The sequence below is a fragment of the Mesorhizobium sp. L2C066B000 genome (assembly GCF_000502335.1).
Taxonomy (GTDB): Bacteria; Pseudomonadota; Alphaproteobacteria; order Rhizobiales; family Rhizobiaceae; genus Mesorhizobium.
Genome location: NZ_AYWZ01000006.1, coordinates 118,432 through 134,953, shown reverse-complemented (window position 1 = coordinate 134,953; position 16,522 = coordinate 118,432). Strand labels below are relative to the sequence as shown.

The window sequence follows — 16,522 nt, the reverse complement described above, 5'->3', positions numbered from 1 at the left end:
TTCGGCGTCAGTCGTCGTCCTGCGACTCGGCGATATGGCGCAGTGCCCCGGTGTCCGTGATACGCAGCCCGCCGCGTTTGATGGCAATGAACGAGCGGTTGCGCCAGTCGTTGAGCGTCTTGTTGACGGACTCGCGCGTGGCGCCGAGGAACTCTCCGAGTTCCGATTGCGAGATCGGGATCCAGCCGGCGCTGTCGGCCATCACCTTGGCCAGGAAGACCAGGCGTTTGGCGAGCCTCGCCTCGATGCCGAAGAAGGCCTGGTCGCCGAGTTCGCCGCTGACCCAGCGCAGCCGGGCGCACAGAAGTTCGATCATCGCGCGTGCCAGCGGTGGATTTCTCTCAATGCGATCAAAGAGTTGTGTCCTGGTGAGCGAAACCAGCTCGCAAGCGGTCAGGCAGATGGCGGTGGCGGTGCGTGGCCGCCCGTCAAGCGCGCCGATCTCGCCGACGAGGCTGCGCGACAGCTCGATATTGGCCACCAGCTTCTGCCCGCCAGGCGAATAGATCGAGATTTCCACCGTGCCGCTCATCACCCCGTAGATCCGGTCGGCGGCATCTTCCTGGACGAACAGATGCTGGCCGGCGGCGTAGCGCTCGACCTTGCAGCCGCTGAACAGGATATCGAACAGCTTTGGATCGATGCGTGCCAGGCGCGGCAGATCGTTTCTGTCGTTTGGGCCGCCAAAAGCCATGTTCCAAATTCCCAATTGCCGCAATCGGCGAAGTTTAAGGGCCGAAGTCTAAGGCAAGAGTGCACCGCGTCAAAGGCCGGCGTTCATCCGTTGCGATTACGCCTTGTAAAGGCTTGGCGCAGTGGTCGCGCCCAGTGCCTGGCTCGTGCCGGGCGGAAAGCCGCCTGCACGCGCGGCGAGAGGAGCCGCGCGTGCAGGCGCCAACTGATAAAAATGGATAGGTGATAAAATTTCTGTAAAACCGAGCGGCCGCAATGGCCCTTCCACCCGTTGCGATAGGTGGGCGCAAACAGCGTGAGCGTCTGTGACGGAGATCACATACAGCATCGCTGAAATAATGCGAGCGTCATACATCGCGCGAGCGACTGCGGCAAAGAGACATGCCGACGTTGCGCTTCGGTCATCTTCGACGCGAGTTGATTTGTTTCCTTGCCTGCCAGTCAGAATTGCACCAGTCTAAAATGGGGCAATACACTTCTTTACTTCGACAGAACCTTTGGGGGGGCGACTATGCCGGTCAGCAGAGAGCAGCGAATCCGTCGATATCTCGANGATATCTCGATCTCGTCACCGGGGGCGAGGGGACTGAATCGGTCCTCGGCAACATGGAGACGATGGCAGGCGGCGGCCTGGAATCCCTTGCGCCTGCGGAAGCCGGCAAGACGGAGGCGGCGTTTGAATCGGCGCGCGCTGGCATGGAGAGCCTCGCGCGGGGCGCCGAAGTCGCGCCCGAGCAGCTTTCCGATCTGGAAGCCATAATCATCCCGGAGTTGCGGCCGGTCTATGACATCAAGGATGGCACCTTTACGACGCTGACTTTCGACGGCGCTCCGACACCGGGCCACTCGCTGTGGACCAAGCTTACCAGCGAGGCCGCATTGAAGCAGCGCATCGAAGCCGCCCTGCCGGCGATCGGGCGTATCGAACTGTTGTGGGACACCAATATCCCTTACGGCGGCACGGGCTTCGTCGTCGGCCGCAACCTGCTGATGACCAACCGTCATGTGGCGCAGATATTTGCGGACGGCCTTGGCGACCGCAATCTGCAATTCATCAACGGCCGCGCCGCCGGCATCGACTTCAAGCGCGATTCGGCGGCGGGAAACGTCTTCAAGATCCGCAATGTCCGGATGATCCATCCCTATTGGGACATGGCGATCCTCGAAGTCGAAGGCCTGCCCGACAACATCACGCCGCTGTCGCTCGCGGTCGCCGACGCGCGCGATATGCTGCGCCAGGAAGTCGTCGCCATCGGCTATCCCGCGTTCGACAATCGCAACGCGGTCGATGTCCAGAACGAGCTCATGCGCAATCGTTTCCAGGTCAAGCGCCTGCAACCGGGCATGCTGCAGGGCGGCTTCGATACGGAGAGTTTCGGCAAGATCGTCAGCGCGGCGACACATGATTGCTCGACCACTGGCGGCAACTCCGGCACCGCCATGATCAACCTCGCCACCGGCGAGGTCGTGGCGCTGCATTTCGCCGGCCGCTATCTCGAGCGCAACTACGCCGTGCCCACCGGCGCGCTCGCCAAGGACCAGCGTGTCGTCGACCTCGGCCTCAATTTCGCCGGCGCCGCCAGCGGCGGCCCCAACGATTGGGGCGCATGGTGGAACAAGGCGGACAGTGGGTCGCCGGCCGAGGGCGTAAACCTGGTTGAAGTCGGCGGCGTCAAGCAGATCCCGGGCGTCGCCACCCAGACGCCTTCATCCGGAGGCGTCGTCGTTTCGCCGGGCGGCAGCGTCACCTTCGAAGTGCCGTTGCGCATCACCGTCTCGCTCGGCGCAACGCCTGCCCATGAAGCGGTCACGGAATCGGTCGAACTCGAAGCGGCCAAGCCGACCCCTCCAGGCGGCGCATTCGTTCCCAAAACGGTCGCGGACTATGCCGGCTATAAGGGCTACGACGAGAAATTTCTCTCTGGCGGCACTAAACTCGCACCGGTCATTGTGCCCATGCCTGAGGCCACCGACCTCTCCGTGCTGGCGCCACTTAGGGACGGGGGCACGCGGCTGGACTACCAGAATTTTTCGCTCAAGATGCACGCCAAGCGGCGGCTGGCGCTGTTCACCGCCTCCAACGTCACCGAGGAGAGCAACCTGCGCGAGCCGGAAAAGGGCCGCAACTATTCGCGCGGCGGCCTGTTCAGCGAGCGCTGGTTCCCGGATCTGCGGCTCGACGACAAGTACCAGATCCCCGACGTCTTCTACACCCAGGATCAGGGCGCCTTCGACAAGGGCCATATCGTCAGGCGCGATGACGTGGCCTGGGGCAGCACCTTCGAGCTGCTGCTCAGGGGCAATGTCTGCTCCTTCCATGTCACCAACTGCTCGCCCCAGGTCGAAGGCTACAACCGCTCCGACAGCGGCGAGAAGAACTGGGGCGATCTTGAGAACCACGTCCTGTCGGAGGCGGCGAGCGAGCGGCTTTGCGTCTTCGCCGGGCCGGTCCTCGCCGAAGACGACCGGACCTTTGCCGGCAAGGGTCCCAAAGGCACCAGTCTTCGCGCGCTAGTGCCGCGCCGCTTCTGGAAGGTGGTGGTCGCCCGCGTCAGTGACGGCATCGCCAGCTACGGCTTCGTGCTCGAACAGGATCTGTCGGACACGCAGCTTGAGTTTGCCGTCTCCGACGAGTTCATCGGCGCCATGTACCCGCTGACCGAAATCTCCGAAATGACCGGCGTCAGCTTCGACCAGTCGCTGGTCGATGCCGACCAGTACGAAACGGTTCGCGGCACCGAAATTGCGATGCGGGCGGGATCACGGAGACGAAAGAAGAAGGCTTAGGCTCGCGCGGCGCTGCGATGCCTTGCAGGGAACACCATGACCGAATGGACGCAATCCAAGCCGACCTCCCTGCTGCCGGCCACGCGCCCCCGAGCGGCGAGCCGGGCACCGGAAAGAAGTCGTTCGTCAAAAAGCCGTGATGCAGCGCTTCAAGATAGCGGCAATAATACGGGCTGGTTTTCATTCGGGGTTTTTACATGCGCACGCGTCACGCCGTCATGCTTGCACTTTCCGTACTTTCCATTCCTGCCGTCTCCATGCCGCTGCAGAAAGCCAGCGCGCTGGAGCCTGAAAAATACACGGTCTATTGCGCCAACGATCACATCGAGGTCACGTTCTGGGATCTCGAGCAGATGAAGGTGCGGAACGGCTCCGATGTCTGCCAGTTCCAGAGCTATACGAGCTACTCAAGCGCGTTGAACTTTGCGCAGAAGAATTTTGGTGGGGAAGGGGCGAGTTGCAGCTGCTAGGAGTGCTGGCTTGGAGTGTGCTGTTCCGGGAAAGAAAATGGTGGGCGATGCAGGGATTGAACCTGCGACCCCACCCGTGTGAAGGGTGTGCTCTCCCGCTGAGCTAATCGCCCGCTCGTTGCCCGAAGGCCAAGCGAGCCGCGATATAAGGGAGGCAGGCCGTTGAAGTCAAGGCGATGCGCCTGCCTTCTACGCCTGAAATAGGCAAGGGCGGACGCTGCCGCGCAATCGCCCGTTTCGTTCAGCCGGCCGCCGCAGCAATCAGCCGTTCCGCCAGGTCGAGCGTCAGCGCGTCGAAATGCGAAATCACCGCCGACGGCTCGAATTCCCTGACATGGCGGTCGGTGTAGCCGAAATCGACGGCAACCACGGGAATGCCGGCGGCCTTGGCCGTGTCGATGTCGGTCTGCGAATCGCCGACCATCAGCGCATGGGCCGGGTCGCCGCCGGCGAGCCGGATGGTTTCGGTGAGATGGCGCGGGTCGGGCTTGCGGAAGGCGAACGTGTCCTGGCCGGCGATCGCGGCGAAATGCTTTGTCAGGCCGAGCGCCCCAATCAGCGCTTTCGAATTCGCCTCATATTTGTTGGTGCAGATGGCAAGCAAATAGCCGGCCTTCTCGAAGCGGGCGATCGCCTCGACGACGCCGGGGTAGGGGCGCGACTTGCCGGGGATGTTGAGTGTGTAATGGTCGAGGAACAGCTTGAGCAACCTGTCGTGCTCGTCCACCGCCAGCGACTTCTGTTGCGCGGTATGTGCGCGCTCGATCATCACCCGTCCGCCCTGGCCGACAAAACGCCGGAAGCCGGCTTCGTCGACAGCGGCAAGCTCGCTGGCGGCAAGGCTGTGATTAAGGCTGTCGAGCAGATCCGGCGCCGTGTCGATCAGCGTCCCGTCGAGGTCGAACACGATGATCGGTTGGGTCATGGCCTGTCCTGTGGCTGATGCATTGCAGGCAGGCGATAGCGGCTGCGCTTCTTTCAGGCAAGCCGGTGCGAGCCAAAGTCTTTGACCCTGCGGGCAAAAGTGCTAGGAGCGCGCATCCAGAAAAATCAGAACCAAGCCAAATCCCCGGGGCGAGCATGGATGCGAGGCAGTTGAAGGTCGAGGCCGCGCGGGCAGCCCTTGCCCATGTCAGCGACGGCATGCGCATCGGCATCGGCACCGGGACGACGGCCGACGAATTCGTGCGGCTGCTGGCCGAAAAGATCGCCACCGGCTTGTCCGTCATCGGCGTGCCGACGTCGGAGCGCACCGCAGCCCTTTGCCGCGAACTTGGCGTGCCGCTGTCGACGCTTGAGGAAACGCCCGAGCTCGACCTTACCGTCGACGGCGCCGACGAGATCGACGCGGCGCTGACGCTGATCAAGGGTGGCGGCGGCGCGCTGCTGCGCGAGAAGATCGTCGCGGCGGCATCTCAGCGCATGATCGTCATTGCCGATCGCTCGAAGATGGTCGACACCCTTGGCCGGTTTCCCTTGCCGATCGAAGTCAACCGGTTCGGCCTGCGCGCGACCGAAATCGCGGTCGCGGCAGCGGCCAAAAGTCTCGGCCTTTCCGGCCCGGTTACATTGAGGATGACGGGGGGCCAGCCTTTTGTTACAGACGGCGGCCATTTTATCCTCGATGCATCTTTTGGCCGCATTCCGGATACAAGAGCGCTTTCGAATGCTCTCCATGCCATTCCTGGTGTGGTCGAGCATGGTCTTTTCATCGGGCTGGCGTCAGCGGCCATCATCGCCGGCGGCGACGGCATCCAAACCGTCCATGCCGCCCGAAAACCAGGGAGTTCTACCGATCATGATGTTGCATAACCGGGTTCGCAATCTTTGCGCCGTTCTGGCGGCTTCGGCCGTTTTCGCCTTCTCCTCCCCGGCGTTCTCGCAGGAGATCACGGAATCGCATCTGAAGGCGGCGCGGGCGGCGGTCACGGCAATCCACGCGACCGACTCGTTCGACAACATCCTGCCGCAAGCGGCGGCCTCGCTCGAGCAGCAGCTCATCCAGAAGAACCCTGATATGCAGGAGCTGATCGGCAAGACCGTCAGCGAAAAGGCACTGGCGCTGGCCTCGCGCCGTGCCGATCTGGAGAAGGAAGCAGCGCTCGCCTATGCCAAGGTGTTCTCCGAGAAGGATCTCACCGACATCGCCGCCTTCTACAATTCCGATGCCGGCAAGAAGCTGCTCGACAACGGCCCCAACGTGACGCGCGAACTGGTCAAGGCCGCCGACATCTGGCAGAACGGCCTGGCGCGCGATCTCGCCCAGCAGGTCGGCGAAACGCTGGCAGCCGCCGCGAAGGCCGCTGCTCCGGCCGCGCCTGCGCCGGATAACGCAACTGCCCCCGCCGATGGCGCTGCACCTGCCGACGGCGATGCGCCCGCAGACGGTGACCAGCCGGAAGCGCCGAAGAACTAAGACGTCTGATTTCGCCACCGGCATCCTTGCCGCTGGACCAGAAAGCCCGGTGGAAACCGGGCTTTTCTTTTGGCTTCATGCAGCCTACCTGTCGCAAACATTTCTTGAGGCAAGGAGCGACGGCATGGCCGGCTACGACTACGATCTCTTCGTCATCGGCGGCGGCTCCGGCGGGGTTCGGGCGGCGCGCGTGGCGGCAGCGCTCGGCAAGCGCGTTGGCATCGCCGAGGAATACCGCTATGGCGGCACCTGCGTCATCCGTGGCTGCGTGCCGAAAAAACTCTATGTCTATGCCTCGCAATTTCCCGAGCATTTTGCCGACGCCGCCGGCTATGGCTGGACGGTGCCGGAGGCCAGCTTCGACTGGCCGACGCTGGTCGCCAACAAGGACCGCGAGATTGCCCGTCTGGAAGCGATCTACGAAAAGAACGTGAAAGGCGCCGGCGGCGAGACGTTCCACTCGCGCGCCATGCTGGTCGACCCGCATGTCGTGCATCTCCTGGGCGATGACCGCACCGTCACCGCCGACCAGATCCTGATCGCCACCGGCGGCCGGCCGGCGCCGCACCCGGCGCTGCCCGGTCACGAGCATTGCATCTTTTCCAATGAGGTTTTCGACCTCAAGCAACTGCCGAAGGCGATCATGATCGAGGGCGGCGGCTACATCGCCGTAGAATTCGCCAATATCTTCCATGGCTTGGGCGTCGACACCACGCTGGTCTATCGTGGCAAGGAGATACTGTCGCGCTTCGACATGGACCTGCGGCACATGCTGCACGAAACCATGGAAAAGAAGGGGATCAAGATCCTCTGCCACGCCGTGTCGGAATGGGTCCGCAAACGGCCGGACGGCAGGCTGGATGCGTTGGTCACCGGCGGCAAGGTGCTGACAGTCGACCAGGTCATGCTCGCCATCGGCCGCCTCCCCAACACTGAGAATATGGGCCTGGAAGGCGTCGGCATCGAACTCGGCAAAACCGGCGCCATCGTTGTCGACGAATATTCCCGCACCAACATCGACAACATCTGGGCGATCGGCGACGTCACCAACCGCGTGCAGTTGACACCGGTGGCGATCCACGAGGCCATGTGTTTCATTGAGACCGCATTCAAAGGCAATCCGACCGCGCCCGACCACGACACCATCCCGACCGCCGTCTTCTCACAGCCGGAGATCGGCACCGTCGGGCTGTCCGAGGACGATGCCGTCAAGCGCTACTCCGATATCGAAATCTACCGCGCCACATTCCGGCCGATGCGGCACACGCTGTCGGGCCGCGACGAAAAGATGCTGACGAAGCTGGTGGTCGATGGCGCCACGCGAAAAATGCTCGGCGCGCACATCCTCGGGCCGGACGCCGGCGAGATGGCGCAGTTGCTCGGCATTCCGCTGAAGGCCGGCGTCACCAAGGATGATTTCGACCGCACCATGGCCGTCCACCCGACGGCAGCGGAGGAACTGGTCACCATGTACAAGCCCACCTACCGCGTGAAGAACGGCGTGCGGGTCGATTGACGCCCGCGCGCTCGATCTTGAAGAACCCCCCATGGCAGCCGCTGTGCCACCGCGATGGGAGGCCTGAAGCTTATTACAACAAAGTGCCGCGCAGGATGACCAGCGCCACCGAGAAATAGATCACCAGGCCGGTGACATCGACCAGCGTGGCGACGAACGGCGCCGAGGCGCTCGCCGGATCGAAGCCGATCCGTTTCAGCGCGAACGGCAGCATCGACCCCGACAGCGAGCCGAAGGTGACGATACCGACAAGGGCTGCCCCCACGGTCGCCGCGATCAGCGGCCAATGCGGCCCATAATCGTAGAAGCCCATATACTGCCAGAGCGCGATGCGGCAGATGCCGACCACGCCAAGCATGGCGCCGAGTACCAGGCCGGTTGGCAATTCGCGCAACGCCACCCGCCACCAGTCACGAAGGCCGATCTCGCGCAGCGCCAGCGCGCGAATGACGAGCGAGGTCGCCTGCGAACCGGAATTGCCGCCCGAGCTCATGATCAGCGGGATGAACAGAGTGAGCACGATCGCCTTCTCCAGTTCGCCTTCATAGCTTTGCATGGCGTTGGCGGTCAGCATCTCCGAGATGAACAGCGCGCACAGCCAGCCGCCGCGCTTCTTGATCATCGCGAGAAAGCTCATCTTCATGTAGGGCTCGTCGAGCGCCTCCATGCCGCCGAAACGGTGCGCGTCCTCGGTCGTCTCCTCGATCATGATGTCGATGATGTCGTCGATGGTGACGATGCCGAGGATCTTGCCGTGGTCGACGACGGGAACCGCGAGCAGGTCATATTTGGAGATCGTCTGCGCCAGTGTCTCGCGATCGGTCAGCGGCGTCACCGTCACCGGGGCGCGATCCGGCGCCACCGACAGGATCGGATCGTCCGGCTCGCCGGTGATCAGCCGGCGCAGGCCGGTCGAGCGCACCAGCACATGCGTGTCTGGATCGACGATGTAGATGGCGTAGACGGTCTCCCGCGTCCGCTCCACCTTGCGGATGTAGTCGAGCGTGCGCCCGACGGACCAGTCCGACGGCACGCTGACGAATTCGGTCGTCATGATCGAGGCGGCGCTGCCTTCGGGATAGCCGAGAATGGAAAGCAGCGTTGCCCGCAGCGGCGGGACCAACCCGCCGAGCAGCTCGGAGCTCGCCGGTTCGTCCAGTTCGCGCAGGATATCGGCGGCGCGGTCGACCGACATGGCGGTCAGGAGCTTGCACGCTTTGGCGCGCGGCAGCGCCTCGGCCAGATCGGAGGCGCCGTCGAGTTCAGGCTGGTCGAAGATCTCGACCAGCCGCTCGAACGGCATTTCGCAAAGCAGTTCTATCGCGGTATCGCGAGATTCCCGGTTCAGGGCCTCGACGACATCGGCGACGTGATCATTGGCAAGGATGCGCGCGATAGCGACGGCATCGTCGCTTGCTACGACGGGGGTAAATTCGTTCATGGCTCACTCCTTGCCGTCCGGCGGGACGTGAGCCGTTAGAGGTCACATCGAGGCGGACGGCGGTTGCGTTCGACTACTGTCGCCAGGCATGGCGCGGTGACCTTTCTGCTCGCGGGTTCGAGTTGGAATTCAGCGAGCGGGCGCAACATAGGAGCGCATCTTGGCGAGTCAATCGCGGGGGTGGCGGAAAACAGCCGGGAGCCGCCCAATCGCGAGACTGTGATGATTATTGAAGGGGGAGGGAGCGAGTGCCCCGCCGCCAGTGGCGGAACGCGCTTCGGCGTGGCTGCTATTTCTGCTTCAGCCGGCGTGAAAAACGCATCCATTTGTCCTCGACCGGCCGCGGCTGCGTAAGGATGGTGGTGAGCTCGCGCGGAAGGTTCGGAACAAGCGGCCTCTTGGTGGCGACGCCGTCGGCGATCGTGACCACGCTGTGGTAGAATTCCTCGCCCGAGGCCGAGCGTGGCGCCACCGCCTCATGCATGATGCTGATCACCGTGACATCGGGACAGTTGTCCTTGATGGCCTGGTGGAAGGCGATCTTGCCATCCGGATCGAGCGCGCCGGTCGCTTCGTCGAGGAACAGCAGTCCCGGTTGCTGCAGCACGATGCGGGCCACCACCAGCTTCTGCTTCTGGCCGCCGGACAGCAGCTGGTCCCAGATCTTTCCCTCGCGGCTTTCATCGGCCATGTGTTCGATGAAATCGCCAAGGCCGGCCTTGTGCAGGGCTGCCGCGACCTGCGCATCGCCATAGTCGTCCTCGGAGCCGGGCAGGCACACCAGCTGCTTCAGCGACACCTGCTGCAGCTTGACCTCCTGGGCGGCATAGAAGCTCCTCACACCGTCAGGGAAGACGATGGTGCCGCGGCCATAAGGCCACAAGCCGTTGATCGCCTTGATCAGCGAAGTCTTGCCGCAGCCGGATTCGCCCTTGAGGAATGCCCACTCGCCGCGCCGAAAGCGCAGATTGGCTGCGCTCAGGAACGGCGTGGCGTCTTCACCCTGATGCGCCAGTTCAAGCTTCTGGATGGTCAGGCCGAAGACCGGGTTCTGGCTGGCATAGTGGAAATCGGAACGGCCGGTCTGGCTGTAGAATTCCTGCGGCTGTTGGACGTTTTCAATGGCGTGCGCCAATTCAATGACGCGCTGGCTGTTGGCCCGCAAGGTGGCGAGACTCGGCATGACATGGATGAACCAGGAACATTTGCTGATCAGCGCGTTGACCTGCTCGGAACCGGTTATGTAGCCCTTGAGGTCGACGCCGTTGTGGATGAACGGCACCAGACCAGGTCCGTAGGCGACAACTTTGGCCCCGACGAAATTATAGACCGATTCGAATCCCGCATAGAGGGTGTTGACGATGTTGAGCTTCGACCAGGTGGTATCGATATCCAGATAGAGCCGTCCATGTATCGTCTTTTGCACGTCTTCGCCTTGCGACGCCGACACATGGAAACTGCGGCGCAACAAGGTGATCAGCTCGCTGCGATAGGTGCCTTCGGCCTTCTGCATCCTGACATTGAGCCACTCCAGCATTCCGCCGAGTTTGATCGCGATCCAGGTATTGACGGGCACATAGATGGCAACCGCCAGCAGAGCGAGGACGGCGCTGCCATAGCTGCCGAGGGCATCCAGGCCTTTTACCTCCACGGAATTCGCCAGCAAAGCGCCGCCGACAAAATAAAGTGAGGTGAAGACGCCGAAGACACCTTGGGCAAGCCCGATGGCGCCGCCCGCCATGTCTTTGATCGATTCCTGCAAGCGCTGATCGATGTTGTCGGGCGCTGGCGCATCTGGCGAGCCATTCTGAGCGTGGTAGTGCGTATGGTTGGTATCGAGCAGCGCCGCATTGAAACGCGCGTTCAACCAGGCGCGCCATTTGCGATGCAATGTCGCCGATACAAATTTGCAGGCGCCTATGATTCCCATGTCCTTGAACACGACCAGCAGCACAAGCAGGCCGGCATTGGTAAGCACCGATTCAAGGGGCGTGGTATTCGCGGCGTCGTGAAAAAAAGCGATTGAGGCTGCCAGTTCGCCCGCCAACACGGTAAACCAGACGTCGGCCTTGCTCGACAGGGCTATGATGAGTGCGAGGACGACGGTAAGAGCCCAGGCCTCTCTCCACCGGTCCGAGAACCAGTAGGCCCGCATCAGTCCCCAGAAGGTCCGCATCGATGATACTGGCGTCAGGGGCGACGGCCCGGCGGGGGCGTCGCGGTTCCAAAGTGCCGATATTGAACGTCGCGGTCTGTCGACCCGAATCACAATCCCGCCCAAACCTTTTTTAGTTTTGTTACGGATAGTAACACCAATTGATCATTTTCTATGAATTTTATGCCGGCGAATGTGAGGCAGCCCACCCCCGTTGCCATGAGGCAACAGTTGGTGCTGCGAGACCGCCGTCTTTGGGCCGAATTTGTCCTTTGTTTCAATGTGTTGCGAGAACGCTCAGATGTGCGAAAATATTCCCTGAGGGAAGGCTCATACACGGCTTTGTGACCAAAAGGCCTGCCCGTCGGCCGGTTTTCCCACCGCGCGCTAACCGGATCGCCCGAAAAATTGCCGTCCGTGATCGCCCCAGGTCGCCCGAATCATTTCACCGGCCATCACGGTTGGGCACGCAAGATCGTCGCTCCTGTAAAGCGACTGTTCATGAGGGGGCACGCGCTTTTTAGCTGCAGCTCAACACCGTTTGACAATCAAGCGCACTGGAATGAACCTTGCCGGGCACTGTCGGCACCGATGCATGTCCGGTCCCCAACAAGGAAGCTCCCCAATGCTTGCACGCGCAGCCGTTCCCGCAATGGTGACGCTCTTTGCCTGGCTGCCTCTTGCGCATGCCGTCAGCCAGACCATTCCGGCAAGCGCCGAAGGGCAAATCGAGTTCAATGCTCCGTCCGGCAACATCGGCTGCATCTACACGCCGAAGGGCGGCACCAGCACCTACGAACCACAGGATGGCGGTCCGGAACTGAGCTGTTCGCGCGTCGAGCCCAGCTACGTCACCGTGATCCTTGGGCCGAACGGCCCGGCGACATTGATCAAGAATCCGGGAGAGCAGGGCTGCTGCAGCGATGTCGCGAAGCTGGCCTATGGCAACAGCTGGAGCAAAGGGCCGTTTACCTGCCAGTCGTCAACCAAGGGACTGACCTGCACGGGCAGCAACGGGCATGGCTTCTTCCTCAGCAAAGCCAAGGTGACGGTGAAATAACTTCGGTCAGCCGGCCTTTTCCAGCTCGCCCTTGGCCTTTGCGGCCGCGACTTGGCGGATGGCATCAGTCAGCGTGTCGGCGTCCTGCGCGCCCATGACGGCGTATTTGCCTTCGAGCAGGAAGCACGGCACGCCAGTGATCCCCATCCGCGATGCCGTGGCGATTTCTGTGCGCACCTCCTCGACGTCGGCATCGGTCGGCAGGAGCGTTTCGACCACGGCAGCGTCCATGCCGGCCTCGCGGGCGGCATCGATCAGCACGGCGTGGTCGCCAATATTGCCGCCTTTCTCGAAATACAGTTGGAACAGCCGGCGCACGAGCCGGTTCTGCACGGCTTCACCGGCGGCACCGGCCCAGCGGATGACACGATGCGCGTCCAGCGTGTTGGCGGCGACCTTGATGGCGTCGAAAGCGAAATCGATGCCTTCGGCTTCGCCGAGCGGCTCTACGCGGGCATGCATCTGACGGATGCGCTCGTCGCTGCCGAATTTGGCCAGCATGTATTCGCGCCGGTCCTTGCCCTCGGGCGGGATGGTCGGGTCGAGCTGGAACGGCCGCCAGCGCACATGAACCTCAACGTCGCCGGCAGCGGCAATCGCTTTATCCAGCCGCTTCTGGCCGACGAAGCACCAGGGGCAGACGACGTCGGAAACCACGTCGACGGTAATGGAATTGTCATCGCTCATCTTGATCTCCTGCAGCCGAACGTTTCAGCGAGACCGATCTCGGCCACGCTCAGTTCGGCTTGCGCCACCAGGTCGGCCATTGATAACCGAATATGGGCGTCTTTTTGGGATGGTCCAGGTAATTCCAGTAAGCGAGCCATTGCTGCGCGTTGTACTGCATCGGCACCATGTAATTGCCGGAGATCAGCAATCGGTCGAGCACGCGCACGGCGGCGACATAGTCTTCCTTGGTCCGTGCTCTCAGCATCGCGTCGATCGCCGCGTCGACCGCCGGATCGGCGACGCCGGCCAGATTGAATGAACCTTCTCTTTTGGCCTCTGAAGAACCCCAGCGAAGGTTCTGCTCCATACCGGGAGACAGCGAGTTGCTGAACCCGCTCGACCCGACAAGAACCTCAAAGTCGAAACGCTGCTTGCGCGACTGGATCTGGTCGGCCTCGAGGCTGCGGATGGTCACCGCGATGCCGATCTTTTCCAGCGAGCGCTGATAGATGGCGGCAAAGCGTTCCTCGTCCTGCGACGCCGTCAGGATCTCGAAACCGAACGGGTTTCCCTTGGGATCCAGCAGGACGCCGTCCCTAACGGCGTAGCCCTGGCTCTTCAGCAGGTCGAACGCCAGCTTCAGTACCTTGCGGTCCTGGCCGGTGCCGTCATTCACCGGCGGGCGCCAGCTGCCGTCCATGACATCGGCCGGCACGCGGCCGGGGTAGGGCGCCAGCAGCGCCTTTTCCCTGTCGCTGGCGGGATGGCCGAGCGCGGAAAGTTCGGAATTCTGCCAGTAGCTCATCGTGCGCGTGTACTTGCCGCCGAACAGGTTCTTGTTGGCCCATTCGAAGTCGTAGAGCATGCCGAGCGCGCGCCGCACCTCCGGATTGGAAAACTTCTCCAGCCGCGTGTTGAACAGGAACCCGGTCACCACGGGCGGTATGCCGGTGTCGAAGGTCTCGGCGATCACCTCGCCGCGATGGAAGGCGGGAAAATCGATATCGCGCTCGCGCTTGACCGGATCGCCCTCATCGTAAATGGCGCAGATGCCTTTCTTGAACGCTTCCGTCTTGGCGTTGGCGTTGAGGAAGTACTCGATGGTGATCTGATCGTAATTGTCGAAGCCGCGCTTGGAAGGGATGTCCTTGCCCCAGTAATTTGGATTGCGCTTGAAGACGATGCGCTGTCCCGGCTGCACCTTGTCGATGGTATAGGGACCGCTGCCGATCACCGGCTTCAACGTCGTCTTGTCGAAGGTATCCTTGTTGAAGGCGTGCTTTGGGATGATCGGCGTCAGCGCGATGATCAAGGGGGTCTCGCGATTGGCCTTGTCGTTGAAGGTGAAGCGCACGCTGTGATCGCCGGTCTTTTCGAGCTTGGCGATCAGGCTCATGCGGTCCCTATAGGGCGGGCGGCCCTTGTCGGTGAAGACATCGTAGGTGAAAAGCACGTCATCCGGCGTCACCGGCTCGCCATCGGACCACTTTGCATTTGGGTTGAGATGGAACTCGATCCACTTGCGCTCGGGATCCATATCGGCCGTGTCTGCGAGCAGGCCATAGAGGCTGAAGGCCTCGTCGTAGTTGCGCATCATCAACGGCTCGAAGACGAGATTGCCGAAAATGAGGTCCTGCATGCCGCGCGCCGTGGTGCGCAGGCTCTTCAGGATGAACGGGTTCAGATTGTCGAAGCTGCCGACGACGCAGTAAGTGATGTTGCCGCCCTTGGGCGCATCGGGATTGACGTAGTCGAAATGCTGGTAGTCGGCTGGCAGCGCCGGCTCGCCCTGCATGGCGATGGCATGTTTCGGTTCCGACATCGCCACGCCGGGTGCAAAGGCGAAGAACGAAATTGCGGCGATCAGCCAAACAAGAATGCGGCCCATGACCGTCTCCTTACTGGGCGGCTTGATGATTCGGAGTGCACCCTAACATGGCGCCGCGGCGCTCCGGCCAGATACATCAACCCAAATCGCACGACCCAAATTGCGAGGCCAAGAATTGCAGGCGGCGGGCTGGATTCGGCTGCTCATGCAGTGTAACACGCGCTCCGAAGTCATTCTGTTGCCTCAATTCGGCAACAGGTAGCAGGACCACACGGCGCGAAGAAGCCGGTCCCGGGATCATTTGAGAGGAAATGCACGACATGACGAGCCTGAACAGCAACGCATACCGCCTTTCGGTCCTGGCCGCGGGCGTGGTCGGCTTTCTGGGCGCCGGACTTCCCACCGCTTCGGCACAGCAACAGATTCCGCAGGGTTGGTTCAAGGCCTGCACCAAGCAGGAAGATGTCGACATCTGCAATGTCCAGAACATCATCACTGCCGGCAACGGCCAGTTCGTCACCGGCGTCAGCCTGATCGAGTTGAAGGGCAAGGTAAACCGCAAGGTCTTCCAGGTCACGGTTCCCCCAGGTCGCCTGGTGCCCCCCGGCATCGCCCTGCAAATAGACGCCGGCAAGGCGACGAAGCTGGATTATGTCATTTGCTTCGCCGACCGTTGCGTTGCCGAAGTGCCGCTGACCGACGCGCTCGTCGCGTCCTTCAAGAAGGGACAGGCGATCACGCTGACCTCGATCAACTTCCAGAGTCAGCCAAATCCAATCAAGGTTGCCTTGACCGGCTTCAGCGGCGCCTTTGACGGCGCGCCGCTGCAGCAGTCGGACATCGAGGATCGGCAGAAAAAACTCCAGGATTTCGTCGTCAAGAACAACCAGGACTTCGCCAAGAAGCTCAAGGACGAGCAGGCCAAGGCCAAAGCCGCCAACTAATCGCCGGGACAGATACCGGAGCGACAAAAAGCGGGGTCATGCCCCGCTTTTTTGTTGTCGTCACGTCTATGCAAGGTGATGTCAGTGTCTCGACTGGCGTTTCGGCTCATAGCGTCCGTCCGGCCGCTTGTCGAACATCTCGCCGATCTGCGGATGCCGGACCGGTTCGCCCGATTGATCCTCGAGCAGATTCTGCTCGGAGACATAGGCAATGTATTCGGTTTCCGAGTTTTCAGCGAGCAGATGGTAGAACGGCTGGTCCTTGCGCGGCCGCACGTCGGCCGGGATGGCTTCGTACCATTCGTCGGTGTTGGCGAATTGCGGATCGACATCGAAAATGATGCCGCGGAACGGAAACAGCCGATGACGAACCACCTGTCCGATCGAAAATTTGGCCGTTTTCATCATACTCACCACTAAGCCTCTAGAGCGCCCGGCGTCCCCTCGAATGTGCGAAGAGCGCTCTAAGACTTTGAATTTACACACACCGTGGCCAAAAATCGAGCCCGACTTAGGTCTGGGATCAGGCTTTATTTGGCGCAG

General features: G+C 61.9%; 14 protein-coding genes and 1 tRNA gene. 7 read left to right on the top strand and 8 right to left on the bottom strand.

Going from position 1 to position 16,522, the window contains the following annotated elements:
- Positions 1-7: 7 nt before the first annotated feature.
- Positions 8-694 carry a Crp/Fnr family transcriptional regulator gene (locus X733_RS149950; protein ID WP_023752266.1) on the bottom strand — a complete coding sequence of 229 codons (687 nt, stop codon included), beginning with the start codon at positions 692-694 and terminating at the stop codon, positions 8-10.
- A 605-nt stretch (positions 695-1,299) separates the two neighbouring features.
- On the opposite strand from X733_RS149950, the gene X733_RS1000000167180 reads away from it, so the two are divergent.
- Positions 1,300-3,480 carry a DNA/RNA non-specific endonuclease gene (locus X733_RS1000000167180; protein WP_023818906.1) on the top strand — a complete coding sequence of 727 codons (2,181 nt, stop codon included), beginning with the start codon at positions 1,300-1,302 and terminating at the stop codon, positions 3,478-3,480.
- 197 nt (positions 3,481-3,677) lie between these two features.
- Positions 3,678-3,950, top strand: coding sequence for a hypothetical protein (locus X733_RS0134855; protein ID WP_023818904.1), 273 nt, complete (start codon positions 3,678-3,680; stop codon positions 3,948-3,950).
- 38 nt (positions 3,951-3,988) lie between these two features.
- Here X733_RS0134855 and X733_RS149955 read toward each other — a convergent pair.
- Both X733_RS149955 and X733_RS149960 read right to left on the bottom strand, forming a co-directional pair.
- A tRNA-Val gene (locus X733_RS149955) sits at positions 3,989-4,063 on the bottom strand.
- 128 nt (positions 4,064-4,191) lie between these two features.
- Complete coding sequence (locus tag X733_RS149960) at positions 4,192-4,875, bottom strand: phosphoglycolate phosphatase (protein WP_023818903.1); 684 nt, start codon at positions 4,873-4,875, stop codon at positions 4,192-4,194.
- A gap of 155 nt (positions 4,876-5,030) precedes the next feature.
- On the opposite strand from X733_RS149960, the gene rpiA reads away from it, so the two are divergent.
- From rpiA to gor, 3 genes are all read left to right on the top strand, one after another.
- A complete protein-coding gene (gene rpiA / locus X733_RS149965) occupies positions 5,031-5,762 on the top strand; it encodes a ribose-5-phosphate isomerase RpiA (protein ID WP_023748796.1) in 732 nt (243 codons plus the stop codon).
- On the top strand, positions 5,749-6,366 hold the full coding sequence (locus X733_RS149970) for a DUF2059 domain-containing protein (RefSeq protein ID WP_023668979.1): 618 nt from the start codon (positions 5,749-5,751) through the stop codon (positions 6,364-6,366). Before rpiA ends, X733_RS149970 begins: the two co-directional genes overlap by 14 nt.
- Positions 6,367-6,490: 124 nt before the next feature.
- The gene (gor, locus tag X733_RS149975) at positions 6,491-7,882 is read left to right on the top strand and encodes a glutathione-disulfide reductase (protein WP_023818902.1); all 1,392 of its coding nucleotides are present in this window, start codon (positions 6,491-6,493) and stop codon (positions 7,880-7,882) included.
- A gap of 73 nt (positions 7,883-7,955) precedes the next feature.
- Here gor and mgtE read toward each other — a convergent pair whose 3' ends face one another.
- Both mgtE and X733_RS149985 read right to left on the bottom strand, forming a co-directional pair.
- A complete protein-coding gene (gene mgtE, locus X733_RS149980) occupies positions 7,956-9,323 on the bottom strand; it encodes a magnesium transporter (protein WP_023818901.1) in 1,368 nt (455 codons plus the stop codon).
- Positions 9,324-9,612: 289 nt separating this feature from the next.
- The gene (locus X733_RS149985) at positions 9,613-11,499 is read right to left on the bottom strand and encodes an ABC transporter ATP-binding protein/permease (protein WP_023818900.1); all 1,887 of its coding nucleotides are present in this window, start codon (positions 11,497-11,499) and stop codon (positions 9,613-9,615) included.
- 631 nt (positions 11,500-12,130) lie between these two features.
- Here X733_RS149985 and X733_RS149990 point away from each other — a divergent pair.
- Positions 12,131-12,538, top strand: coding sequence for a hypothetical protein (locus X733_RS149990; protein ID WP_196813629.1), 408 nt, complete (start codon positions 12,131-12,133; stop codon positions 12,536-12,538).
- 6 nt (positions 12,539-12,544) lie between these two features.
- Here X733_RS149990 and X733_RS149995 read toward each other — a convergent pair whose 3' ends face one another.
- Together X733_RS149995 and X733_RS150000 are read right to left on the bottom strand one after the other, a co-directional pair.
- On the bottom strand, positions 12,545-13,225 hold the full coding sequence (locus X733_RS149995; protein WP_023688489.1) for a DsbA family protein: 681 nt from the start codon (positions 13,223-13,225) through the stop codon (positions 12,545-12,547).
- A gap of 49 nt (positions 13,226-13,274) precedes the next feature.
- Complete coding sequence (locus X733_RS150000) at positions 13,275-15,095, bottom strand: extracellular solute-binding protein (RefSeq protein WP_023688488.1); 1,821 nt, start codon at positions 15,093-15,095, stop codon at positions 13,275-13,277.
- Between the two features lie 260 nt (positions 15,096-15,355).
- On the opposite strand from X733_RS150000, the gene X733_RS150005 reads away from it, so the two are divergent.
- The gene (locus tag X733_RS150005) at positions 15,356-15,979 is read left to right on the top strand and encodes an invasion associated locus B family protein (protein WP_023668972.1); all 624 of its coding nucleotides are present in this window, start codon (positions 15,356-15,358) and stop codon (positions 15,977-15,979) included.
- An 81-nt stretch (positions 15,980-16,060) separates the two neighbouring features.
- Here X733_RS150005 and hspQ read toward each other — a convergent pair whose 3' ends face one another.
- Entirely contained in the window at positions 16,061-16,384 is a 324-nt protein-coding gene (gene hspQ, locus X733_RS150010) for a heat shock protein HspQ (RefSeq protein ID WP_023668971.1), read from the bottom strand.
- Positions 16,385-16,522: the final 138 nt, after the last annotated feature.